Below are 24,452 nucleotides of genomic sequence, written 5' to 3'. Positions count from 1 at the left end.
CCTTTTTATGTATTCTATATTTCTAAATTCTCGTTGTCCACTTAGAACAATCCACAATCTCTGTAGCGATATCCTCATAGAAATCTGGTTCATGGCATACCATGAGGATGCTGCCCTTATATTCTTTGAGGGCTCTTTTGAGTTCGTCCTTGGCATCTACGTCTAGGTGGTTTGTTGGCTCGTCAAGAACTAAGAGATTTGACTCACGGTTGATGAGCTTGCAGAGGCGCACCTTTGCTTGCTCGCCGCCTGATAAGACTTTACACTTACTTTCGATGTGCTTGGTTGTGAGGCCGCACTTAGCAAGGGCTGAGCGGACTTCATACTGAGAGAAACCTGGGAATTCCTGCCAGATTTCTTCCATACAGGTTGTCTCTATGTTAGGGTCCATCTCCTGCTGGAAATAACCGATCTCTACGTTTTCTCCAAGTTCTACGGAGCCGCTGATTGCTGGGATGAGGCCCAGGATGCTCTTAAGGAGTGTTGTCTTACCGATACCGTTAGCACCCACAAGGACTATCCTTGAATTTCTCTCCATGTTGATATTAAGTGGAGAAGAAAGTGGTTCATCATAGCCTATCACAAGGTCTTTTGTCTCAAAGATCATCTTGCCTGGAGTTTTGGCAACTTTGAAATTAAACTCTGGCTTTGGCTTTTCCTGAACCTTCTCGATAAGGTCCATACTGTCTAGTTTCTTTTGCCTTGCCATTGCCATGTTTCTGGTGGCAACGCGGGCCTTATTTCTTGCAACGAAGTCCTTGAGTTCAGCAATCTCCTGCTGCTGTCTATTATATGCCGCTTCTCTCTGAGCTTTTTTCATCTCATAGACTTCCATGAACTTGTCGTAGTCACCAACATATCTCTCAAGGGTATGAGTCTGGCCATCCATGTGGTAGATGATGTTGACTACGCTATTGAGGAATGGAATGTCATGGGATATGAGGATAAAAGCGTTCTCATATTCCTGAAGGTATCTGGTGAGCCATACGATGTGCTCTGCATCCAAGTAGTTGGTAGGCTCGTCAAGGAGCAGGATATCAGGCTTTTCCAAAAGAAGCTTAGCAAGGAGGATCTTGGTCCTCTGACCTCCGGAAAGCTCTGTAACATCTCTATCAAGACCAAGGTCCAAAAAGCCCAGTGCTCTTGAAACTTCTTCTATCTTGGAATCTATAAGGTAGAAGTCGTGGTTAGTGAGAAGGTCCTGAATGGTTCCAAGCTCTTCCATGTACTCTTCAAGGGTCTTTTCATCAGCTTCACCCATGGCGTCGCAGATCTCGTTCATCCTGCGCTCCATGTCATAAAGTGGCTCGTAGGCTGAGGCCAGCACGTCCCTGATGGTCATGCCTTCATGGAGGACTGCGTGCTGATCAAGATAGCCTACCTTTACATTCTTGGCCCACTCGATCTTGCCGGCATCTGGCATGAGCTTACCTATTATGATATTCATAAAGGTTGACTTACCTTCGCCGTTAGCTCCTACTAGGCCGATATGTTCGCCTTTTAACAGTCTAAAAGACACATCATCAAATATTGCTCTATCACCAAAACCGTGAGTTAAGTGTTCAACGTTTAAAATACTCATTATTTACCTCATCTATTTTTAATCGCAACAGGCAATATTATAGCATGGAATTTTATAGGCAGGAAGCGTAAGCTTTTTCGGCGCCTTCTGTTCTGATGAGATGTAAGTTTTCTGTTACTTTCTCTGTGAGACCTTCGATCTTGTTAAGGTCCTGATCCCACATCTTTTCATTACCAAGTACTGCTGCCACAAGCTCTTTATCCGAATCATTTCTGTGTTCATAGTAGAACTCAAGAGCCCATCTATCATCGCTTACTGTATAGGTGTTGCCTTTTGGTCTCTTACATACAAGGCCAGCCTCAGTGAGCTCCTGAACATCATTTGAATAAAATGCGATATAAGCTGCAAGAGACATTGTAAGGCAAGTTGGGAGTTTATGATTCTTGTCAATGTACTGCAGGAATGATGGCATGTTGCGTGCTTTCCACTTACTTGTTGAGTTAAGGGAAATTGACATGAGCTCGTGGTTTACGAATGGGTTATTGAATCTATCCTTAACTGCTGCAGCGAAGTTATTGAGGTCGTTCTCATCAAGGTGATCTACGAGGGTTGGGATAACTTCTTCGTTTAACATCTTGTTCATGAAGCCTGATACTGTCTCATTGTGCATACAGTCTCTTACGATATCAAAGCCAGCAAGGTATGCTCCAAGGACAAAGCCTGTGTGAGCGCCGTTAAGGATCCTAACCTTTCTGTGCTTGTATGGCATAACGTCTGGAACTACGTGGACGTTTACGCCGGCTTTTTTAAATGGGAGTCTATCTTCAAGTTCCTGTGGGCCTTCAATTATCCAAACGCCAAAGATCTCGCCTACATCGATGAGTTCATCGTGGTAGCCGTTTGCTTCTTCTAGCTTTGCTACTTCCTTTTCGTCGCGGATCCTACCTGGAACGATCCTATCTACAAGGGTTGAGCAAAAGATATTTTCTGTGTTCACCCATGTCTTGAAGTCGTCTCCGAGTTTCCACTGGTCAATATATTGATTTACGCACTTAAGGAGCTCTTTTCCATTATTATCAATAAGCTCGCAGGAAAGAACTACTACGCCTTTCTTGCCAGCCTTAAATCTGGTATAGAGGACCTGAGTGAGCTTACCTGGGAAGCTACTTGCTGGAGTATCAGTGAAATTGCAAGCTGGATCATAGGCAATACCAGCTTCTGTAGTGTTAGATGCGATGATATCAAGGTCGTCGCTTGCTGCGATCTCCATCATCTTGTCGTAGTCACTCTTGTTGTATGGGTTGAGGCAACAGTCTACGGCTGAGATGACTCTTTTCATATCGACCTTCTGACCGTTCTCGCTGCCACGAAGGTATAGAGTATAAAGACCTTCCTGCTTGTTGATGAGGTCTGTAAGGCCCTGGGCGATTGGCTGCACGAGGGCTACCTTGCCGTTAAAGCCTGCCTTCTCATTGCTGATGTCAAAAAAGTAATCTACAAAGGCTCTAAGGAAATTGCCTTCGCCGAACTGGAGCACCTTGACTGGAGCGTCCTTCTGGATGAAGCCTTCGTAGCCTGATCTTGATAAGACATCATAGTTTAATTGTTCCATTGCTATATCCTCCTTAAAATGTAACCTCTTACATTGTTGTTTCAAATGTTATTTTTCATAATAAGTTATAGCATAGAAATGTAAGCGTTTACAAGAAGAATTTTTTAACTTAAATTAGGGCTTATATGCTGATTCTATGCTATACTGAATATGTTTTTTATTGAATAGGATTTCTACGGTATTCCTGTTCTATTTTAGAAAGGTTTTTTATTATGGCTTTTGATGGAATTACAATTGCAAATCTTACCAAAGATTTAAGCGACTACCTTGTGGGTGGACGTATATATAAGATTGCTCAGCCAGAAAGTGATGAGCTTGTTATCACCGTTAAGTTGTCCTATGAAAATGCGGACAAGTATGGGATCAAGCAAAAGAGGCTTGTGCTGTCTTCTGATGCTACTCTTCCTCTGGTGTACATGACTGATGACAACAAGAACTCACCTATGACTGCGCCTAATTTCTGCATGCTTCTTCGTAAACACATACAAAATGGCCGCATTGTGTCTGTGACACAGCCTGGGGGTCTTGAGAGAGTCATCAGGATGGAGGTTGAGCACCTTGATGAAATGGGGGATCTTCGTCACAAGACTCTTATCATCGAGATCATGGGCAAGTACAGTAACATCATATTTACTGATGAGGAGGATGTGATCATTGACTCTATCAAGCATATCCCTGCTTCTGTGAGTTCTATCCGTGAGGTTTTGCCTGGCAGGAAGTACTTTATTCCAAGTCAGGACAAGTGCAATCCTCTTGAGACTTCTGCAGATGAGTTTTCATCCTGCGTTCTGAGTAAGGGTATGCCTTTGTTTAAAGCTATTTATGGTTCATATACTGGCCTTAGTCCTATTACCTCCCAGGAGATCTGCTACAGAGCAGGTGTTGATGCGGATAAATCTGCTATCTCGCTTGAGACGGCGGAGGCTATTGCGGTTTACAAGGCTTTTGATGAGGTTATGAGTATTGTAAGGAATGGAGAGTTTGTGCCTCAGATAATATATGAAGAGGGAGTTCCTAAAGAATACTCTTCTATTCCTCTAAAGATATATGGAGGTTCTGGTGAGGCTTCTGTTGATGGTTCTGTTGATGCTTCTGTTGATGCTTCTGTTGATGCTGTGGGAGGAGTTTCTGGTAGGTTTGAGTGTGTGGAAGTGGGTGATATATCTGAGTTGATCTTGCAGTATTATGCTGAAAAGGACGTGGCTACTAGGATCCGTCAGAAGTCTGTTGACCTTCGTAAGATCGTCCAGACTGCCCTTGAGCGTAATGTCCGTAAGCTTGACCTTCAGACCAAGCAGCTTGCTGACAGCGAAAAGAAGGACAAATACAGGGTTTACGGCGAACTTCTTACTGTTTATGGTTACAGCGCCAAGGAGGGTGACAAGTCTATCAAAGTGAATGACTACAACACCGGGGAAGATGTGACGATTCCTCTTGATCCTACTCTTTCACCCAATCAGAACGCCAAGAAGTATTTTGACAAATATACCAAGCTTAAGCGCACCGCTGAGGCACTTGATGAACAGATCAAAGAAGTTTCGGAGGCGGTTTCACAGCTTGAATCAATAGAGTCTGCTCTTGAGATTGCAGAAAATGAAGCTGACCTTGCTCAGATAAGGCAGGAACTTGTAGATAGCGGATATCTTAAGGCTCACTATAATGGCAAGAAGGGACGAAGGGACAAGGTTACTTCAAAACCTTTACACTATGTGAGCTCTGATGGTTTTGACATATATGTGGGTAAAAACAATCTTCAGAATGATGAGCTTACTTTCAAGATGGCTAACGGTGGTGACTGGTGGTTCCACTCCAAGAAGATTGCAGGGTCACACGTAGTTCTTTTAACAGGGGGTAAGGAGGTGCCTGACAGAGCCTTCGAGGAGGCTGCGGCTCTTGCTGCCTACTATTCAAAGGGCAAGAACCAGGAAAAGGTTGAGATTGACTATCTTAAACGCAAGGATGTCAAGAAGCCAAACGGCGCCAAGCCTGGTTTTGTTGTATATTACACTAATTATTCTATGGCTATAGCTCCTGACATTTCGGGACTTAGACTTATAAATGAAGGAGAAAACAAATGAAAAAATTGAATCTTAAAAAGTATACTGATTTTATTGTCAAAGAAACTTCAGATCTTCTAAACATTGACTCTCCTACCGGCTACACTGAGGAGGCTGCAGCTTGGGTCAAGAAGGAATTTGAAAAGCTTGGTTTTAAGGCTACTCTCACTAACAAGGGAGGCGTTATTGTTGATCTTACAGGTAAGGACAAGAAAAATGGTCTTTTACTTGAGGCTCACACTGATACTCTGGGAGGCATGGTTGCTACTATCAAGTCAAATGGTCGTCTAAAGCTTACAAATCTTGGTGGAATGAACCCTAACAATGCTGAGACTGAGAATGTCCGCGTTGTTACTAAGTTTAATGGCATCTATGAGGGTACTTTCCAGCTAAACAACGCTTCTATCCATGTGAATGGCGACTACGATGATACCAAGAGAACTTGGGAGAGCTGCGAGGTTGTCCTTGATGAGGATGTTAATTCTAAGGAAGATGTTGAAAAGCTCGGTATCTCTGTTGGCGACATTGTTTGCTTTGAGCCTAATGTTCGCGTTACCAAGTCTGGCTACATCAAGTCTCGTTTCCTTGACGACAAGCTTAGCGTAGGAATCCTTCTTGGTCTTGCTAAGTATATCAAGGAGAACGAGATCACTCCTAAGAGAGCTCTTTATGCTCATATTACTGTATTTGAGGAAGTTGGACACGGCGGATGCGGCTCAGTTCCTGAAGGCTGCACAGAAGCTATCTCAGTTGACATGGGTTGTGTTGGTGATGGTCTTACCTGCACAGAGCGTCAGGTTTCTATCTGCGCCAAGGACAGCGGCGGCCCTTACAGCTATCCTATCGTTCAGGCTCTTATGAAGGCCGCCAAGGACACAGGTGCTGACTACGCTGTAGACATTTACCCTCATTACGGCAGCGACGTTGAAGCTACTCTCCGCTCCGGCAATGACCTTCGCCACGGTCTCATCGGCGCAGGTGTTTATGCTTCCCACGGCTACGAACGCAGCCACCGCGACGGCGCAGAGAATACGCTGAAGCTTCTCATCGGCTACTGCTGCTAAGGTTGACTTCCGGAATGGACCTAGGGGACGGGGTTAGTGGACCATTTTTTGAGCCCTAGGGACGGAGGTTAGGGCTCATTTTTTACTTGGAGCAATGTAATGTAAAAAGGCTTCTACCAAGATGGTAGAAGCCTCTTTATTCTTTGCAACAGTTTTGTCGCCTTTTTTGTCAATATCTTTACCCATTTGGATTATTTAATTTACTCTGAATATCTAAAACTTGCTGCAAAGGATAATTGCAAAACTCAGCAATTTCTTCTGGCTTTTTACCTCTGCGAAGCATATCGGAAATCTTGTCAAAGTCTCTTTGCTCTATTCCTTGCTCTATTCCTTGCTCTATACCCAATTCAACACCTTTGTTCTCGGCATCCTTAAGTTCATCAGCCATAAGTTCTCTCAATGCTTCACACATACTAGTATCTCCTTTCAGCTTGTCATACAGTTCCTTGTTGCTCATGGTACTGATCTGTAGCACCGCGTCAGCAAAACGCTTGTCTCCAGGCTCAGTTACTTCTTAAGCTTACTCTGAACATCTAAAACTTGCTGTAAAGGATAATCGCAGAACTCCGCGATCTCTTCTGGCTTTTTTCCTCTTCTGAGCATGTCAGAAATCTTATCAAAGTCTCTCTGTTCTATACCTTGTTCTATTCCTTGCTCTATACCCTGTACTATTCCCTTTTCTATACCCAGTTCAACACCTTTGTTCTCGGCATCCTTAAGTTCATCAGCCATAAGTTCTCTCAATGCTTCACACATACTAGTATCTCCTTTCAGCTTGTCATACAGTTCCTTGTTGCTCATGGTACTGATCTGTAGCACCGCGTCAGCAAAACGCTTGTCTCCAGGCTCAGTGTATTTACTTGCCTCTTCAAGAAACTGTCTTACTGTTTCTTCATCTGCCTTCTTTCTCATGACAGACAAAGCTTTTAAACTTGAATCTCTGAGCTCACTGATGACAACAATAGATATCGGAATGTCTATCATTCCGTAAACCTTGTATACACCAGGGTCCTGCTCTTCGACTCTCACACCTTTTTCTCTTAAATACTTAAATAACTTAACTGGCTTGGCCGCTCTGAATATCGATATTGTTATCTCGCTTGCTTTGATCTCATCGACCGTCTTTCCAAGACTTTTGAAAATACAAGTATACCCAATCACCTTCCACAAAACATCAACATTGAGCTCATCATTTGGGTTCTTGTACTCAATGATATTGTAAGTCCTGTAATCTCGGCCAATTGCATTATCAACATAAACATCGTGGCGCTTCTTGATAACTAGATAGTCAATTCTGAGGGGCTCGCTTGAAAGAGGATGTTCACGCTCCACCTCAATATCTTTTGCATAAGCGCGTAAACTCAGCATCAATCCACCTTCAAATCCGGAATGCCAGTCCAGTCGCTGTTTTTCGCTTTCAGTCATTGTAATTATATCACCGCCTTTTTTTATCAACAACTAACTCTTTTGTAGCAGAATATGGGATTGTCGGCATAAATCGCCTTTGCAACAGAAAGTTGCATTTCGCTCTGAATGAGCACAAAAATAAGTGTAGCAGATAAATCTTAAGATTTATTGTAGGAAATTCTTAAGATTGCTTAAGAATTCGTTTTTTACCCCTAAACTCGTGATTAGGGGTAAAGGATTTTCAAAAACGCCTCGCTATTGAAAATAAAACTTGCAAAAAGGGGCTAAAATAGGCCAAAAGGGTAAAGAATTAAGAGAAATGTTGTCATATTGCCTTCATTTACAAAGACAAGGGGCCATAAAATGAAATGAGCCCTAACCTCCGTCCCTAAGGCTCAAAAAATGGTCCACTAACCCCGTCCCCTAGGACCAAAAGGGCAACATGCACTCTCACATCACCCTAAACTTCTTGAGCAACCTCACGATTGCTGTCCCCTTAGGGAAACGCTTGATATCATCCTCTGTTGCGCCGCCTGACTTGATGAGCACTACGAAGTAGGCTGGAATTGCAGCGGCAACGGCAAACATAGTTGCAAAGAGATTCACGAAGTACCAGCTAGGAACAAACAGACCAAGCAGCATCTCAAAGAGCTTGTATACTCCAAAAGCTACGCCGCCCATGACTACTGCTGAAATTGTTGGAAGAAGGTACGCCTTTTTGAAGTCGTTTCGAACACGAATATGCTTTTTCATTACAACATTATTGAGTACGCACATCATAAGTGAATAAACGATTGTCACGATACAAAGTGCGATATCATTAAGATCAGTGTATAAGAGAAGTGGCACCAGTATAGCTGCCTGAGCAACAAGTGAAAGTGCTGCATTGATAACAGGTGCAATAAGCTGACCAATTCCTTGAAGTACTGCGTTTGTTACAGTTGATATTGAATAAAAGATCACTGTCACAGCCAGAACCATAAGTAGCATTGAAGCCTCTCCTATAGAAGACTTCTGTGGGAACAGAATTGTAACTACTGGTCTTGCAAGGGCAAAAAGACCAACAGCACATGGTGCTGAGATCATGTAGATCACTCGAAGAACCCTTGAGACAATATCTCTAACTTCAGCTTTATCTCCCTTTGAAAATGCTGCTGAGAGCTCTGGCATCATAGCAGAAGCTGCTGCGCTGGCAAAAGCTATAGGAATATTTGTAATGAGCATGGACTTTCTAATGAAGATTCCATACATCGTTGCAACCTTCTGCTCATCAATATTTCTCACATGCATGAGGATCCTGTTAAAGAAAACATTATTCAGGTATGAAGAAAGATTGTAGATCGCAGTACTGATAATGAAAGGTGTAACGATCATGAGGATCATCCTGAATATCTCAGAGGATGGCATATCTTCATGGGTATCTGCATTTACTCTCCTATGAATTCCTTTTCTGTTAACACAGTATACAAAGTACATGAACAAAAGAGCTATGACAACTCCTGAACCTGTACCGATGGCACTACCAATGGCTCCATAGACAGCTCTTTTGGTAGTATCTTCATTGCCTGCAATATTAGTAAGAATAAGGGCTCCACCGACGCTGACTATAGCGTTGAGGATCTGCTCGATAAGCTGAGATATGGATGTTGGAACCATTGTCCTGTGGGCCTGGAAATAGCCTCTAAGGACACCAAGGAAGCCAAATATGAAGATCGTTGGGGCAAAAAATCTAAGAACAAGCGCAGAATTACCGGTTGCCAGAATATCTGCTCCAAAGAACAAAATGAAACTTCCGATTCCGCCTACGATTGAAACATATACAAGAGCGCATTTAAAGATCCTGTGTGCGTTCCTATACTCTTTTACCGCGAGTTTACCTGAGATAATCTTGGACATAGCAGATGGAATGCTATATGCAGATATTAAAAGAATAATGGTATAAACATTATAAGCAGCTCCATAATAGCCATTTCCTTCATCTCCTATTATTGCTGCCAGTGGACTACCATATAACAGGCCGATAACTCTTGAGATAATACCAGCTATCGCAAGAATACCAGCCTGCTTTAATAGATTTTTCTTTGAATTTTCCTGTCTATTCATAAATAATCATTAAGGTTTCAGCCAATCGTACATTTCCTGATACTTCTCAGCGGAAACCTTCCATGAGAAGTCAACTGCCATGGCACGATCGATCATCTTATTCCATTCGCGCTTCTGATCATAATACACATGCTCTGCTTCGCGGATTGTACCAAGCATCTCGTGAGCATTGTAGTTGAGGAAGCCAAAACCTGTTCCTGTGCTTTCAAATTTGTTGTAAGGCTCAACGGTATCAATAAGTCCGCCTGTCTGTCTTACAATCGGTATTGTACCATATCTTAACGCCATTAGCTGAGAAAGTCCACAGGGTTCAAAAAGTGATGGCATAAGGAATACGTCAGAAGCCGCATATATCTTGTGTGACATAGGTTCAGAATAATAGATATTTGCTGAAACTTTGTCATTGTACTTCCAATCAAAGTGTCTAAAAGAGTTCTCGTACTGCTCAGAACCTGTTCCCAAAACTACAAGCTGAATTGCATCCTGACAAAGCTCATCAAGAACGTAGTTGATTAGATCAAAGCCCTTCTGATCAGTAAGTCTTGAAACGATACCGATCATCATGACCTTCTCATCTTCCTTAAGTCCCAGTTCTTTTTGTAAAGCTTTTTTATTCTTAACCTTTTCCTTGCGGAAATTGATTGCATTATAGTTATAAGGAATGTACTTGTCAGTTTCAGGATTAAACTCGTCGTAATCGATGCCGTTTACGATACCTCTAAGGTCATTAGCCCTTGCACGAAGGAGGCCGTCCAGCTCTTCACCGTAGAACTCTGTCTTGATTTCCTCTGCGTAAGCCTTACTAACTGTGGTAATGGCATCTGAGTAGACAATTCCTCCCTTTAAAAGGTTTGCATCCTTGTATAGGCCAAGCTTATCAGGTGAGAAGTAATAATCTGGCAGACCTGTGATATCCTGAACTGTCTTGATGTCATACTTACCCTGGAACTTAAGGTTGTGGATAGTCATAACAGCCTTAATTCCTCTATAGAACTCACTTCCCTGGAATCTCTCTTTTAAATAAACCGGCACAAGTCCTGTCTGCCAGTCATGGCAGTGGATGATATCTGGTCTAAAGTCAATAACAGGAAGTATAGAAAGAGCTGCCTTAGAAAAGAAGGCGAACTTCTCTATCTCAAAAATAACGTCGTCGCCATAGGGCTTCATTCCGTTAAAAAAGAATTCGTTATCAATAAAATAATACTTAATTCCGTCAATTTCTGCTTTAAAGATTCCTACATATTCATTTTTCCAATGGAAATCCATGTAGAAATTTGAGACATACTCCATTTTGTCTTTCATCGGCTGGCTAATGCACTTATACAGTGGCAACACCACCCTGACATCGAAATATCGTTTATCGATATCCTTAGGAAGAGAGCCTACTACGTCAGCAAGTCCACCTGTTTTTATGAAAGGAACCCCTTCTGATGCCACAAAAAGAATATTTTTCATACGTCTACATCTCCTACTATATCATTTTAACTTAAGTGATAATGCATATTGCTCCTGAGATACCTTGACCAGTACATTTCTGGTATCATCAGTCTGTCCCAAAAGTCCAAATTCTTTTGAAAAAAGCGCAACGCCAAACTTGAGCTTGCCATGGCTCCTTCTATAAACAGCGTTTGATATCTCTAACATGATGCTTGACATTACTTTATCCCTAATGCCCCATGAATCAAGTAATGCAAGAATCTCATCTGTTGTATCGCATCCCATGACTGTTCTGACCTGGCTAGAGGTTCCGCCCACTATTGCTGTATGCGCGGAAAAGATCTCTCTTCTGGCGTCAGATGCATAGGAATTAGTATTCATGATACCTGCCGCAAGCTTAACGAGTTTACCTACATTTCCTACAAGAAGCATGTTCTCGCCGCCATTTGCAACTATAGCATCGATTGCGTCACCTGGATAGTTAAAACATCTAACTGCAGTCTTAAGAGATACGTGAAGGCTGTCATTTATTTCTTTTGCACAGTAATTACCTGGAGCTACAAGGAAGTTTTTAACACCAAGATTTGCCTGCTTCTTGACCTGATCTGCAATTGAACTTGTAATGTCCCTTTGATGGATTCTAAAAATCCTGCCGTAATCACCAAGAATCGTAATGCCACCAGTAAACATGTTCTGTCCCATAGTCTGCTTGGCTGCTATCATCATTCCATCAGGGCAGCTGACTGTAATCTGAAGGAGCTGAGCTCCATCTGAGATCTCGCAGGCTTCTGCAACTGCATCAAATATGAGTTTTCTGGCATCTTTCTCGATAAGAGGTTCACCTTTTTTGATGTCAGCAGTGTCCATCTGCGAAGTGCCTATTCCTTCGCCGCCGCACAAGAAAAGATTCCCATATCTCATGTCGATATGAGCATTATCGCTTACGTCATATAAATTTTTAATTTTGGAAACTGTTACGTGAATCTCAGCCTTTTCTCTGATGTCAGGTGCATTGCCACCTTCCATAATGGCATAGTAATGGGCTGATTCGTCATTACAAGCCGAAGATACCTGATATACAGAAATAGTCCTGGGACTATTATCTCCATGTTGGATAGATACATATTCATAATCCGTTTTAAAGAGCAAACAAACTGCGGCAGCTCTTGCGGCTGCTGCTGCACAATCTCCTGTAGTTAAACGGCTGATAACAAAACTTGGATCCATATATGCTCCTTCTTTAAATGTCTTTACGTGTGTCAATTGAGCATGTACATCAATATATAGTATTATACAATATTTCGTAAATATAAAAAATAGTAAGTTGGAATTAACCAAATATCGTATACGCATTATTTATTATTTCGATTTAATTTATGCTTTATTTAGAAAACGTCCATATTTTGTCCAAATTTAGAATATATTATATTACTATCAGAAGTACAAAACTTCTGACTCCCCCAACAAAACTTTTTTCATACCGGGTCGATCGGCTCCCCACTGATCGACCCCTCCTCCCAAAAAAAGTACCACCTCTTTCGAGGTGGTTTTTTTAATGGTGTTATGCTTCTTAAATTATTTAAGCAGAAATTGCTGTGAGCTCTTCTGTCTTTACTTCTTCAGAATCTGTAGCTATCATGTCTGTCTTTCTAACAGCTCTGATTCCAAAACTTCCTACATAGCTGATTCCTTTTAATAAGCTTCTGATAGTCTTGATAGACTTTTCAATCTCATCTGCATTTGTAACGATGATCGTAGGAACACCGCTTCCTGCCATTTCTACTCTATATCCAGCATCCTTAAGGGCCTTCATAGCCTTAATCTTGTCTGTTGTTGTGATCTCTTCAAGCTCTTTCTCTACTTTTGCCATTTCTATATACCTTTCTGAATCCCATCGACAAATAGTACCAGTGAGTAATATAACATATTTGTTTATAAAAATCAAATAAAATTTATAGATTTTTAATAATTAGTTATCTATTTGTCGTATATGCCTTAATGAAGAAATCCTTGTCAGACTGCGCTTCCATGGCATTTCCATCATCGGAAATGTAATAACTCTGCCCACTTGCAGTGTAATAATTATGGAAGTTTCCGGTAAGATTATTCCATTCGTCATAGTTAGGCTGCGAAACCATATCCCCTGCTGCTTCCATAATAAGCCTTCCGCTGGTTTCAGGTTTTATCAATATAAAGAATTTATCTCCCGCCTCGAGGCTGATGCTTCTCATTAGTTCAAAGGTGTGATAGCCTCCGCCGATAGCAGAAAACTTCTGAGATACTAAAGGTTCTCCTAGATCTTCAAAACTAAGCTTGTCATCATCCGTAACAGGATTAAGATATATTTCTACCTGATATTGCTGGTAAGAATCTATTGCCATAAGTCCAAAAGCTTCTAGATTCTCGTTTTCCTTTGCTTCATATATTACTCCATAAGGATTTTTGGAGCTTGAATAAGTAACTACGTAGTTTTCAGCATCATCAAGTGTGCTGGTGACATTTGTTATAAAGCCTGCCACCTGATAGTTATTGTCGTACCAGCCCTTTGCACCAGGCCTTACTGCTGAATATGCCGCCGCATTACTAATAGCTGCGGTCTCGTCGTAGTAGGACAGGTAAAAATATCCGTCTTTTCCCGAAACCTCTCCCCAGCTATTCTTGCAGATCCAGGCTCCGTCAGCTTTGGGTCTGTGGCTAAAGTTTGAAACGCTGTAATCATCATCCCAGCCAACTATCAGAACTTCGTGATTTGCTGTTGGAGGAATCTCGCCATTAAAGTATGAATAAAGGTTTCCCTTATTTTTGGACCAAAACTTACTGTCGGCGTTTACACCAATAGATGCTGCGCCGTGTTCCATGACCATCTGCTTTACAAGGCTTATATTTTCTTCTGAAGCGCATACTTCTATGACATCCTGAATGTGATACTCGCTGTTATAGGCATTTGATGGATGTGAAGTGTTGTTCTTAAAAAGATACTCTGAACCGTAAATTGCCTGAAATGCATCATTGTCGGCTTCTGTAACTGGACCCTTCCAGGCTGTCAAAAGACTGATGCAGAAATTGTTGACGCCGCCAACTGCCACATAGTTGGTATCATAGTCAAAGATCCAGGCTCCTTCTACATTGTCAGCATTAACAAGTTCTCTGTAATCGTCTTTAATGCCGTTATTTACTGTGTCTTCTGCCTTATGAACGTTGTAATAGGCAAGGTGTTTCTCTGATAGATCAAGGTCCTTATAGGAAATATCTGAATAATGCTTCAAGATATCGGATTCTATTGCTCCGATTGCTGCATAAGACCAGCAAAGGTAGGTATATCCCTGATCTTCTACTTCTGTAACGTAGCATTTACCTTCATAATTTCTGGAATCATACTGAGCTGGAAGGTCAGTATCTGAAAAGCTTGATACATCTGAAGGAATTACATCCTTAAAGTCTTCGTTGGCGTAAAATCCAACATTGTCGCCATCAAGTATAGTGACTGCTTCTGGAATCACTATTCTTCTGACTGTCTCAACATTTTCTGAGATTGGATTATTGGCTTCTCCTATAAGGGAACCTTCAAGAAGTGGCGAAGATTTACCCTCAGATGAATAGATAGGGCTATTGGACGGATCAGCAAAGTTCTCGCTTCCATCAACTGCCGAAAGGTCATCGTCAGATAGATTCTGCCCGCTTTCATCTCTTCTCGAGGGATTACCTGTCTGAACAGAATTATGATTCGTAAAGATAATAGTCATAATAAGCGCTGTTACAATTGCCACCGCCAGTACTAAGACTAGCACCAATCTCTTTTTCTTCACTTTTTGCCCTCATTTACATGAATCGTGTTAAATGAACCAAATATTGACTGCGATATGTCTTTTGCAAAAGCCTCATAATCTATGTAGTGATAGCCGCTCTTCCAGCCGTCGATAACTCTGAGCATAGGATAGAGCTTGTCTCCAACTCGCCAGATGCTATATCCCACCACAACTATGGTGTGATCCTTATAAAAGCCTCTTGCAATATTCATGATAACAGGCCTTCCGTGGGATATCTCGTCCACAACCTGCTTTTCAAAACTCCAAACGTACACGCCCTTACACTTAACCTTGGCGCCGTACTCTCCGAAGGCTTCCCTCGCTATTCCTGAGATAAAAAAGGGAACTGTACCTCTTTTATCTGTGTATCCATAGCATTCTGCGATTTCTTCTACTAATTTATAGGTTTCCTGAATATTTTCAGGAACGCCTGTAACCGCACCTGTTCTGCGGTAATAATCAAGTACTCTTGTAACCGCTACAACTGAGCAGTTTCTGGTACGCCTGCCACTTATAGTCTCCATGGACTGACTGTTCATGACAATCGGCCTTCCTCTTTTGACCATTACTGGCTTGTCACCATATTTTTCCAAAAGATACTTGGATATATTACTTATTCCACCGTATGCTTGCTTTTTCATAAACTTCTTTCTTGCTCTTTAAGTTAAGTCTTGCGGGGTGATCATCGCTGTAGCTGTCCTTGACCTTCCCCTCAGCCTCTGTAATAAGCTTATCACAGATTTCAAGGAGCGTGTCAGTTATATCTTCATCAGTCCCCATTCCAGTATAAATTATCTCAGGTGCAAACCCAAGACCTGCTGTGGTATACCAGTTTCCATCAAACTTATTTGGATTGCTCTCTTTGTCCGTAACAGGTGAATTAATCTTATTTGTCAAAAGAACTATAACAAGCCTTTCCTCTGGATCTACCATGAGAAGCGTTCCTGTCCAGCCCTGATGTCCAAAGGTATTATTGCTGCAAAGACTTCCAAAGTATCTTTCTCTTTTCTGGCTACCCTGCTTCCACCAGCCAAGGCCCCAAGTATTGTCGCCGCTATACTCCGATGACAAGAAGGTATCTATTGCTTCTTTTGTAAAATATGTCTTGCCGCCACTTGTTCCATCTATCATGAGATTTCCAAGCTTAGCAAGGTCAGTTGCACTTGCAAAAATACCAGCGTGACCTGAAACGCCGCCCATACAGTAATAGGCTGTTTCGTCATGTACTTCTCCCCAGATAGTATATTTGCGGATTCCTTCAAAATCCACATACCCATCTCTGGTATTACCGTTTAGCTCAGTTGCTGCGCAGTCTTCCTTGTTAAAGCCATTTTTGAGTGGATTGTAGGTTACTCTCGTAAGTCCCAAAGGCTTAGCAAACTCATCCTTTAAATACTGATCAAGACTCTTTCCACTTACCTTTTCAACGATGACTCCTAGGATCATGTAGTCTACATCTGAGTAAACGGTTTTGGTTCCTGGCTCGTACATAAGAGGCGTCTTATTTATGGCTTTAATAGTAGCTTCTTTTGCTGCTTCATCCCCATCATATGATGAAAAGAGCTCATTTTTCATCTCAGGATTGTATTCCTGCTTGGTCTGGTCAACGTAAGGGTTAAAGTACTTGGGAGAAGCTGGAAAGCCGCCTCTATGGAGAAGGAGCTGTTTTATAGTAAGATTCTTTTTCCATGTCTTGATGGTCTCTAAGTCCTTAGCTTCGCCTCCCTCGTATGCTATGAAGATAGTATCTTCGACGAATTCATCCCCAAGATAGTCAGTCACCTTGTCATCTAGGCTGATCTTCCCTTCTGAAAAGAGCTTTTGAAGGGGGTAATTTACGCCTATCATCTTGGAAATTGAGGCTAGGTCATACATGGTATCGCTAGTTACATTGTCTCCTTTTGTAAGTCGTTTCCCATTTTGATCATAGCTATTTAAAAGTCCAAAGCTATCCTCAAATACAAGCTCTCCGTCCTTCATAACTGCTATCTGAGCGCTACTAAAGCCATTTTCGATATCAGTATTTATGATATCTTCTATGAGTTCTAAGGATTCTTTTCGTATTCCAGCTTCCTCATATTTAGATTCATATAAAGATATCTTATCTACTTTCTCCTGTTTTTCTTCCTCAATACTTTCCTGAGTATTATTCTCAGTAGAAGCTTCTATCTTAGGAGAAACCTCAATATCTTCATATGAAATCTTACTTTCTTCACCACTATTTTTGCATGAAGTAAGATTTAATATCATCAATAAACATAGTAACAGAGCCAAAATTTTTCTTTTCAATGTCCCACCCCAATTGTTAAGTCTCTATTCATTTTATCATCTATTAGTACTAACTTCTCTATCATAATTTTTGTTATATTTGTCAAAATTATATTATAATTGTGATTTTTCTGCGAACTTTATGTTTTTTGTCTGTATTGTATGTATAATTTAATTAATTCTAAAAGTCACATTACTAAAGGAGTAGTTGGGTAAAGCGATGACTAAAAGCCTAAAAATGTTCAAAAACAAATTTAGACCTAGCCATGAATTTGCAAGGCACAGCGACCTTGACCCATTAACTGGTCTTCTCTCTAGAGATCAGTTCTTTAGTGCGGCTGATGACTATGACAAGCTCCACCCTGATGAGGGTGTTGACGCCATCGTTCTTAATTACAACAAATTCCATCTTATAAATGAATTATATGGTCGAAATTTTGGCGACAGAGTTCTGTGCGCCATTGCAGACTGCGTCCAGAAAGCAGCCAATGAACATGAAGGAATTGCCTGCCGCTATGACGCAGATATTTTTTATATGTACATCAAACATCAGGAGAGCTACACCTTTTTAACAGATCAGGTCTGTGATGTTCTTCAGTCTCTTATGAATACTCCTGATATTCGCATCAGGATTGGTATCTATCCAGATCTTAAGAAGGTTGCTACTGTTCGCCAGCGCTTTGACAGAGCTATTCAGGCCTGCAACTCAGCCAGCAAGAACAAGCACTCTGCTACTTACACAATCTATGATGACAATATGCATCGCAAGGAGCTCTATGAAGCTATGCTTCTAGACAGCATCAACGATGCCTTAAATGAGAATCAGTTCAAGCTGGTGTTCCAGCCAAAATATGATATACAGTGCGACAAGCCTACAATGTCTAGTGCTGAGGTCCTTATCAGATGGGATCATCCTGAATTTGGCGAGGTTAAGCCAGATTTCTTTATCCCATTATTTGAGCAAAATGGTCTTATCAGACAGCTGGACCGCTACGTCTGGCGTGAGACCGCCAAACAGATGCATAAGTGGAGACAGACATACGGCGTTAATATTCCATTTTCTGTGAACGTATCTAGGATCGATATATTTGACAATGACCTTATAGATTACCTTAAGAGAACTTTAAGCGAGTACCACATTGATCCCAAGGATCTTCATCTTGAGATCACGGAGACTGCCTATACTGAGAACGTTGAGCAGATTGTCAAGGTGGTAAAAGAGCTGCAGGATGCCGGTTTTAAAGTTGAAATGGATGACTTTGGTAAGGGCTATTCTTCTTTTAATATGCTCACAACTCTTCCACTTAATGCTCTCAAGCTGGACATTGGCTTTATCAAAGGAATTGCAGAAAACAATAAAGAAATGAACCTTCTTGAGTGCATTCTGGAAATAGCCAAACTTCTTAATCTTACTGTTATTGCTGAAGGCGTTGAAAATTCCAAACAGTATCTTCTTTTAAAGAATGCAGGATGCGACGCAATTCAGGGCTACTACTTCTCAAAACCGCTAAGTACTAAGGACTTTGAATCGCTCCTTAAGTACTCATGTTAAATAACATTTTCATAAAAAAAGCTTATCCACAGTGGATAAGCTTTTTTATTTAGTCAGAAACTGCGTAGTCTATAGAAATGTAGTTGTCATACTCTGGATAAAGTTCTTTTACCCTCTTGGAAACTTCGTCCCTAAGGGCTTTCTTCTGAGGAGCATCGTAGTCGATGACTATGTCAAACTTGAGCATCTTTCTCTCATCATCCTTGAAAAAGCCGTGCATCTGAAGGATGTACTGATACTCTCCGATGATCTCTACGATCTTCTTTTTTATCTCGATAGCTTCATTATCATTGATATTTGCTGAATATATGCTGATACCAGTAATTGAAACACCTGTATCCAGGAAGACTTTTTCTACTACTTTTCTTTCAAGTGAGTCAAGTTCTAATGCTGTCAGAGTCTGTGGAACCTGGATATGAACTGAGCCTATTAAAGTCTCTTTTCCATAGTTATGAACTACAAGGTCGTAAGCTCCCTCTATCTCCGGGAAAGATGTGATCGACTGCTTGATTGCCTTGGAAATATCTGAAGGTATCCTCTCTCCAAGGGTTGCACTAACGGTCTCATGGAGACTTTCAAAACCTGTCTTGATGATAAGAATTGAAATAAGGATTCCAACAAAGGCTTCTATGCTGACTCCTGTAAGGATGAAGATAATTGCTGCAAGGAGTGTTGATGATGAAATAAGTGAATCGTTAAGGGCGTCCTTACCTGAAGCAATAAGTGAATCTGAGTTTAGCTTCTCGCCATTTTTCTTGGTATATAATCCAAGAAATACCTTAACGAAGATGGCTACTGTGATGATAATGAGTGAAACTGCGCCGTACTCTGGTGTTACAGGCTTTAGGATCTTCTGAAAAGATTCTATAAATGAAGTGATACCTGCATAAAGGATAATAAAACCTATCACCATTGCAGACAGGTACTCGATTCTTCCATATCCGAAGGGATGCTTTTTGTCAGGCTCTTTGTCCGCAAGCTTGGCTCCAACTATTGTAATGATCGATGACAAGGCATCACTTAAATTGTTGACTGCATCAAGTGTGATGGCTACTGAACTTGTCAAAGCACCAACAAAAGCTTTAAATCCAGCTAAAAAAATGTTTGCAATAATTCCTACGATACTTGTTTTTACTATCTGTTTTGTCCTACTCATTTTTTTCCTCGATTCCTATGCAAATTCACCTTTATCATACCATAAATTGCTTGCAAATAATCTAGCTAGCAAAGATAATAACTTTATGAAGACAAAAAATCTTACTCCAAGACAAGCAGGCGATATCATGGGTATTTCACCGGCTACAGTTCTGAACTGGATCAAGCTGGGCAGGCTAAAGGCCACCATATCCCATGGACGCTACTATATAGATGAAAGCTCTTTTAACAGCTTCTCAAGGGACCTGGCTGCATCTGGTCTACTTCAGAGTCGCCGCAACAAGAGTCTTCACAATTCTAACTATGTACCTAATGTCTACATTGATCCAAAATCTGCCAATTTAAAAACTGTTAAGGCACTTATAGAGTATATTTCAGACAAGGACTTTGATCTTTATTCAGTACTTTCCTTGTATTCCAATGCTCTTTTGCGCAAAGTTCTTAAGGATCCAAAGGTGGTAAAAGAGCTATCTCTAGAGCCCGCAAAAGCTATCGACAGCTCCCTTTTAGATTTATTTTCCCTTAAATATATAAAGGGCGAAGATACTCTGGGACTATTATATTTATCCCTTAGACGTCTTTCCGATAAAAAGAAAAGCGGTTCCTACTACACTCCTTTCTTTGCAGTAGATACGCTGGTTGGTTCTATTGATATTGCGGGCAAAACAGTATTTGATCCGGCCTGCGGAACAGGTAATTTCCTCATAAGACTTCCTGATGATCATCCGCTTTCAAGTATCTACGGCTCTGACATTGATGAGATCGCAGTTAAATTAGCAAGGATCAATCTTGCCATGAAATATGACGTCAGGGACGCAAAGAGCCTTAGTATCATCAAGAAAAACATTGTAGTAAGGGACTTTATCTTTTCTGATAATGCACCTTGCTGCGATCTGCTACTAGGCAATCCGCCCTGGGGCTATGGCTACAGTCCTGATGAATCCAGCAGGTTAAAAGAGCTGTACTCTTCAGCCCAGACAAGCGGAAAGCCTGAATCTTTTTCTCTATTTATTGAAAAGGCTCTTAAGGTGGCAGAGAGGTCAGGACTCATCTCTTTTGTCCTTCCTGAAACCTTATTAGATGCAGATTTCCATGAGGATATCAGAACAGTTATACTCAAAAATGCCCATATCCTTAAGATCCACTATCTTAATGAGATATTTGAAAAAGTTCAATGCCCGTGTATTATCCTGACACTGTCAAAGGCCATGACACAAAAAGCCTTGGATCGAAGTATAGACGTTTACAGGTATCAAAAGAAAAGAGCTTCTCTTTCACTTAAAAGCTCATACTCTGTTCCTTTTGACAGGATCAGTAAACAGAGTTTCCACATACTTGCAGATAATAATGAATTTGAGGTTCTTCAAAAGATCAGAAATGCTCCACACTTTAACTTGAAGGATAAGGCAGACTTTGCACTTGGAATTGTTACGGGCTCTAATAAAACTTTTTTAGCTGATACTTATAAAAAGGGCTATGAAGGTATCCTTAAGGGAAAAAATATCCATAAATACTATGCTGACGAGCCGGAAAGTTATATCTTTTTTACCCCGGATAAATTCCAGCAGGTTGCACCTGTAAAATACTACCGCACCAAGGAAAAACTGATATATAAATTTATTGCAAATGAGCCGGTATTTGCCTATGATAGTAAGTGCACATTAACTTTAAACAGTGCAAATATTGTCATTCCAAAAGTACCTGGCTACAGTGCTCTTTACATTATGGCTATCCTCAATTCGCCTGTCATGAGCTTTTATTACAGACACACTTATAAAAGCGTCAAGGTCCTTAGATCTGCTATTGAAGACCTTCCTATCGCTTGCTGCGATAATGAGACTATGAATGAGATCTCTGATCTTGCCCGTGAGATAGCTTTAGATACTGCACAAAATAGCGCAAAAATTGAACTGCTTAATAGCAGGATACTTGATCTATATGGTATTTCTGCCAAGGAACTTGATAATACTTAAGAAAAATTGGTTATTTATTAGGTTTACTTTTCCAGTTTAAAGTGCTATAGTATGACAATGTAAATTTATTTTTGGAGGAAAATGAAATGTCATTCGATTACATTCAAAAGCTTCCAACTCCTGAAGAAATAAGGAATGAATTCCCTCTTACTAAGGAGCTGGCTAAAATAAAAGCTGAACGCGATAAAGAGATTTCTGACGTCTTTACAGGAAAAAGCGATAAGTTCCTTGTAATTGTTGGACCATGTTCAGCAGATAATGAGGAAGCTGTTTGCGACTACGTAAGCAGACTTGGTAAATTAAACGACAAGGTTAAGGACAAGCTTATCCTTATTCCTAGAATCTATACCAACAAGCCTCGTACAACTGGTGAGGGATACAAGGGAATCACTTCTCAGCCTGATCCAGAGGGTAAGACAGATTTCCATGCTGGTCTTGTTGCTATGAGACATATGCAGATCAAGGCTATTGAGGAATCAGGCCTTACAGCAGCCGATGAGATGCTCTACCCTGAGAATTGGGGTTATGTAGCTGATATCCTCTCCTACGTGGCAATTGGTGCCAGATCTGTAGAGGATCAGGAACATCGAATGACAGCTAGTGGCTTTGACGTTCCAGCTGGTATGAAAAATCCTACAAGCGGCACATTTAGCGTAATGCTCAACTCAGTATATGCTGCTCAGCAGTCACATTCATTTGTTTACAGAGGCTACGAAGTTAAGACCAATGGTAATCCTCTTGCACACTGCGTACTTAGAGGTTCTAGCAACAAGCATGGTCAGTCAATTCCAAATTACCACTACGAAGATCTTAATCTCCTTCTTAAGCTCTATGAACAGAGAGAGATCATCAATCCTGCTGCTATCATTGATGCTAACCACAACAACTCAAACAAGCAGTACAAGGAGCAGGTAAGGATCGTAAAAGAGGTTCTTCACTCAAGAAACCTCAACAAGGATATCAAGAACCTTGTTAAGGGTGTCATGATCGAGAGTTACATCGAGGAAGGCAACCAGAAGATTGGCGAAGGAATCTATGGTAAGTCAATCACAGATCCATGTCTTGGTTGGAACGATACAGAAAGACTCATCCTTGAAATGGCTGAACTTTCTTGATCAATTTATTAAACAGATTAAGGCCGGTTCTAACGAACCGGCCTTTTATATTGCTTTATTTCTTAATTCATTTCTTTTAACATCTTGTCTACTGCTACAAGTCTTACACAAACTGTAAAGATGTCCATAGCAAGCTTAAGATCAGCTACTGAAGGGAATGTAGGAGCAATACGGATATTGCTGTCATGAGGATCCTTACCATATGGATAAGTTGCTCCTGCTCCTGTCATAGTAACGCCTGCTTTCTTGGCTCTGTCTACGATGGCCTTGGCACATCCTTCTGGAGCATCAAAGCTGATGAAGTAACCACCCTTAGGATTGGTCCAGCTTCCGATTCCGCATGGCTTTAAGTCTCTCTCAAGAGCATTAAGAACTGTCTCAAACTTAGGTCTTATTATTGCTGCATGCTTTCTCATGTGTTCCTTCATGCCATCAAGGTCTCCAAAGAATCGAACGTGTCTGAGCTGGTTAACCTTGTCGTGACCGATTGTCTGATAACCAAGCTGAGTCTTGATCTCTTCAAGGTTATTAAGTGATGTGGCAATGGCTGCTATTCCACTTCCCGGGAATGTGATCTTGGATGTTGATGAAAACTTATATACAAGATCAGGGCTACCTGCCTTCTTACATTCCTCCAGGATCTCGATGAGGTAATCCTGGTCATCATCGTAGAGATGATGAATGCCATATGCGTTATCCCAGAAGATACGGAAGTCTCTAGCTGCCGGGCGAAGACGTGCAAAACGTCTGACTGTTTCATCTGAATATGAATATCCCTGAGGGTTTGAATACTTAGGAACACACCAGATACCTTTGATTGACTCATCACTTGCTACGAGTCTTTCTACTTCGTCCATATCTGGTCCTGTAGGTGTCATCTGCACAGGGATCATCTCAATTCCAAAGTACTCTGTGATTGCAAAATGTCTGTCATATCCAGGTACAGGACAAAGGAATTTAACTTTGTCAAGCTTGCACCATGGTGTATTGCCCATAACGCCATGTGTATATGCTCTTGAAACTGTATCGTACATAACATTCAAAGATGAATTGCCATAGATAATGATATTCTCTGGCTTGTTCTCCATCATAGCTCCAATGAGAACCTTTGCCTCTCTGATTCCTGTGAGCACACCATAGTTACGGCAATCTGTACCATCCTCACATGAAAGATCAGCATCTGAGCTAAGTGTATCCATCATTCCCATTGACAGATCAAGCTGCTCTCTACAAGGCTTTCCTCTTGCCATATTAAGTGACAATTCCATTTCCTGGTACTTTTTGTACTCAGCCTTGAGTTTCACAAGCTCTTTTTCTAGCTCTTCCTTGTTCATCTCAACATACTTTTTTGTGACATTTTGAACTTCAGGCATTTCATATC

The 24,452-nt window shown here is 41.1% G+C and carries 18 protein-coding genes; 5 read left to right on the top strand and 13 right to left on the bottom strand.

Annotated elements, in window-relative coordinates; translation table 11 throughout:
* Positions 1–22: 22 nt before the first annotated feature.
* Entirely contained in the window at positions 23–1,582 is a 1,560-nt protein-coding gene (locus bhn_RS06490) for an ABC-F family ATP-binding cassette domain-containing protein (protein ID WP_071175927.1), read from the bottom strand.
* 52 nt (positions 1,583–1,634) lie between these two features.
* Complete coding sequence (locus bhn_RS06485) at positions 1,635–3,134, bottom strand: tagaturonate reductase (protein ID WP_071175926.1); 1,500 nt, start codon at positions 3,132–3,134, stop codon at positions 1,635–1,637.
* Positions 3,135–3,346: 212 nt separating this feature from the next.
* On the opposite strand from bhn_RS06485, the gene bhn_RS06480 reads away from it, so the two are divergent.
* Together bhn_RS06480 and bhn_RS06475 are read left to right on the top strand one after the other, a co-directional pair.
* Positions 3,347–5,212: an Rqc2 family fibronectin-binding protein gene (locus bhn_RS06480; protein ID WP_071175925.1), complete on the top strand. Its 1,866-nt coding sequence runs from the start codon at positions 3,347–3,349 to the stop codon at positions 5,210–5,212.
* Positions 5,209–6,255 (top strand): M42 family metallopeptidase, encoded by a 1,047-nt coding sequence (locus tag bhn_RS06475; protein ID WP_071175924.1) that lies wholly within the window; start codon positions 5,209–5,211, stop codon positions 6,253–6,255. Before bhn_RS06480 ends, bhn_RS06475 begins: the two co-directional genes overlap by 4 nt.
* Before the next feature lie 178 nt (positions 6,256–6,433).
* On the opposite strand, the gene bhn_RS06470 is transcribed toward bhn_RS06475, so the two are convergent.
* The 9 genes from bhn_RS06470 to pbp4b all read right to left on the bottom strand — a co-directional run bounded on the left by bhn_RS06470 (position 6,434) and on the right by pbp4b (position 17,258).
* Positions 6,434–6,667: a hypothetical protein gene (locus bhn_RS06470; protein ID WP_071175923.1), complete on the bottom strand. Its 234-nt coding sequence runs from the start codon at positions 6,665–6,667 to the stop codon at positions 6,434–6,436.
* Positions 6,668–6,762: 95 nt separating this feature from the next.
* Positions 6,763–7,680: a hypothetical protein gene (locus tag bhn_RS06465; RefSeq protein WP_148661923.1), complete on the bottom strand. Its 918-nt coding sequence runs from the start codon at positions 7,678–7,680 to the stop codon at positions 6,763–6,765.
* Positions 7,681–8,112: 432 nt separating this feature from the next.
* Positions 8,113–9,765: a putative polysaccharide biosynthesis protein gene (locus bhn_RS06460; RefSeq protein WP_071175922.1), complete on the bottom strand. Its 1,653-nt coding sequence runs from the start codon at positions 9,763–9,765 to the stop codon at positions 8,113–8,115.
* 9 nt (positions 9,766–9,774) lie between these two features.
* Positions 9,775–11,220: a glycogen synthase GlgA gene (gene glgA, locus bhn_RS06455; RefSeq protein ID WP_071175921.1), complete on the bottom strand. Its 1,446-nt coding sequence runs from the start codon at positions 11,218–11,220 to the stop codon at positions 9,775–9,777.
* Positions 11,221–11,241: 21 nt separating this feature from the next.
* Positions 11,242–12,429: a cobalt-precorrin-5B (C(1))-methyltransferase CbiD gene (cbiD, locus tag bhn_RS06450; protein WP_071175920.1), complete on the bottom strand. Its 1,188-nt coding sequence runs from the start codon at positions 12,427–12,429 to the stop codon at positions 11,242–11,244.
* A 352-nt stretch (positions 12,430–12,781) separates the two neighbouring features.
* Complete coding sequence (locus bhn_RS06445) at positions 12,782–13,072, bottom strand: hypothetical protein (RefSeq protein ID WP_071175919.1); 291 nt, start codon at positions 13,070–13,072, stop codon at positions 12,782–12,784.
* Between the two features lie 103 nt (positions 13,073–13,175).
* The gene (locus bhn_RS06440) at positions 13,176–15,008 is read right to left on the bottom strand and encodes a C1 family peptidase (protein WP_071175918.1); all 1,833 of its coding nucleotides are present in this window, start codon (positions 15,006–15,008) and stop codon (positions 13,176–13,178) included.
* Positions 15,005–15,649 (bottom strand): C39 family peptidase, encoded by a 645-nt coding sequence (locus bhn_RS06435; RefSeq protein ID WP_071175917.1) that lies wholly within the window; start codon positions 15,647–15,649, stop codon positions 15,005–15,007. Before bhn_RS06435 ends, bhn_RS06440 begins: the two co-directional genes overlap by 4 nt.
* Positions 15,618–17,258, bottom strand: coding sequence for a penicillin binding protein PBP4B (gene pbp4b, locus bhn_RS06430; RefSeq protein ID WP_071175916.1), 1,641 nt, complete (start codon positions 17,256–17,258; stop codon positions 15,618–15,620). Before pbp4b ends, bhn_RS06435 begins: the two co-directional genes overlap by 32 nt.
* A gap of 256 nt (positions 17,259–17,514) precedes the next feature.
* Here pbp4b and bhn_RS06425 point away from each other — a divergent pair, with 256 nt between their 5' ends.
* Positions 17,515–18,828, top strand: coding sequence for a putative bifunctional diguanylate cyclase/phosphodiesterase (locus bhn_RS06425; RefSeq protein ID WP_071175915.1), 1,314 nt, complete (start codon positions 17,515–17,517; stop codon positions 18,826–18,828).
* A 49-nt stretch (positions 18,829–18,877) separates the two neighbouring features.
* Here bhn_RS06425 and bhn_RS06420 read toward each other — a convergent pair whose 3' ends face one another.
* Complete coding sequence (locus bhn_RS06420; protein WP_071175914.1) at positions 18,878–19,984, bottom strand: cation diffusion facilitator family transporter; 1,107 nt, start codon at positions 19,982–19,984, stop codon at positions 18,878–18,880.
* Between the two features lie 85 nt (positions 19,985–20,069).
* Between bhn_RS06420 and bhn_RS06415 the strand changes: the two genes are divergently transcribed.
* On the top strand, positions 20,070–21,956 hold the full coding sequence (locus tag bhn_RS06415; protein ID WP_071175913.1) for a TaqI-like C-terminal specificity domain-containing protein: 1,887 nt from the start codon (positions 20,070–20,072) through the stop codon (positions 21,954–21,956).
* Between the two features lie 86 nt (positions 21,957–22,042).
* Complete coding sequence (locus bhn_RS06410; RefSeq protein WP_071175912.1) at positions 22,043–23,071, top strand: 3-deoxy-7-phosphoheptulonate synthase; 1,029 nt, start codon at positions 22,043–22,045, stop codon at positions 23,069–23,071.
* A gap of 62 nt (positions 23,072–23,133) precedes the next feature.
* Here bhn_RS06410 and bhn_RS06405 read toward each other — a convergent pair whose 3' ends face one another.
* Positions 23,134–24,444, bottom strand: a complete 1,311-nt coding sequence (locus bhn_RS06405) for a PLP-dependent aminotransferase family protein (protein WP_071175911.1) — start codon at positions 24,442–24,444, stop codon at positions 23,134–23,136.
* Positions 24,445–24,452: the final 8 nt, after the last annotated feature.

Source organism: Butyrivibrio hungatei, assembly GCF_001858005.1.
Taxonomy (GTDB): Bacteria; Bacillota; Clostridia; order Lachnospirales; family Lachnospiraceae; genus Butyrivibrio; species Butyrivibrio hungatei.
This window is presented reverse-complemented; position numbering and strand designations above follow the sequence as displayed.

Bases quoted from the DNA above. Each gene is read 5' to 3' on its own strand.
- bhn_RS06490 (WP_071175927.1), bottom strand. From the start codon at position 1,582: ATGAGTATTTTAAACGTTGAACACTTAACTCACGGTTTTGGTGATAGA.
- bhn_RS06485 (WP_071175926.1), bottom strand. From the start codon at position 3,134: ATGGAACAATTAAACTATGATGTCTTATCAAGATCAGGCTACGAAGGC.
- bhn_RS06480 (WP_071175925.1), top strand. From the start codon at position 3,347: ATGGCTTTTGATGGAATTACAATTGCAAATCTTACCAAAGATTTAAGC.
- bhn_RS06475 (WP_071175924.1), top strand. From the start codon at position 5,209: ATGAAAAAATTGAATCTTAAAAAGTATACTGATTTTATTGTCAAAGAA.
- bhn_RS06470 (WP_071175923.1), bottom strand. From the start codon at position 6,667: ATGTGTGAAGCATTGAGAGAACTTATGGCTGATGAACTTAAGGATGCC.
- bhn_RS06465 (WP_148661923.1), bottom strand. From the start codon at position 7,680: ATGACTGAAAGCGAAAAACAGCGACTGGACTGGCATTCCGGATTTGAA.
- bhn_RS06460 (WP_071175922.1), bottom strand. From the start codon at position 9,765: ATGAATAGACAGGAAAATTCAAAGAAAAATCTATTAAAGCAGGCTGGT.
- glgA (WP_071175921.1), bottom strand. From the start codon at position 11,220: ATGAAAAATATTCTTTTTGTGGCATCAGAAGGGGTTCCTTTCATAAAA.
- cbiD (WP_071175920.1), bottom strand. From the start codon at position 12,429: ATGGATCCAAGTTTTGTTATCAGCCGTTTAACTACAGGAGATTGTGCA.
- bhn_RS06445 (WP_071175919.1), bottom strand. From the start codon at position 13,072: ATGGCAAAAGTAGAGAAAGAGCTTGAAGAGATCACAACAACAGACAAG.
- bhn_RS06435 (WP_071175917.1), bottom strand. From the start codon at position 15,649: ATGAAAAAGCAAGCATACGGTGGAATAAGTAATATATCCAAGTATCTT.
- pbp4b (WP_071175916.1), bottom strand. From the start codon at position 17,258: ATGATATTAAATCTTACTTCATGCAAAAATAGTGGTGAAGAAAGTAAG.
- bhn_RS06425 (WP_071175915.1), top strand. From the start codon at position 17,515: ATGTTCAAAAACAAATTTAGACCTAGCCATGAATTTGCAAGGCACAGC.
- bhn_RS06420 (WP_071175914.1), bottom strand. From the start codon at position 19,984: ATGAGTAGGACAAAACAGATAGTAAAAACAAGTATCGTAGGAATTATT.
- bhn_RS06415 (WP_071175913.1), top strand. From the start codon at position 20,070: ATGAAGACAAAAAATCTTACTCCAAGACAAGCAGGCGATATCATGGGT.
- bhn_RS06410 (WP_071175912.1), top strand. From the start codon at position 22,043: ATGTCATTCGATTACATTCAAAAGCTTCCAACTCCTGAAGAAATAAGG.
- bhn_RS06405 (WP_071175911.1), bottom strand. From the start codon at position 24,444: ATGCCTGAAGTTCAAAATGTCACAAAAAAGTATGTTGAGATGAACAAG.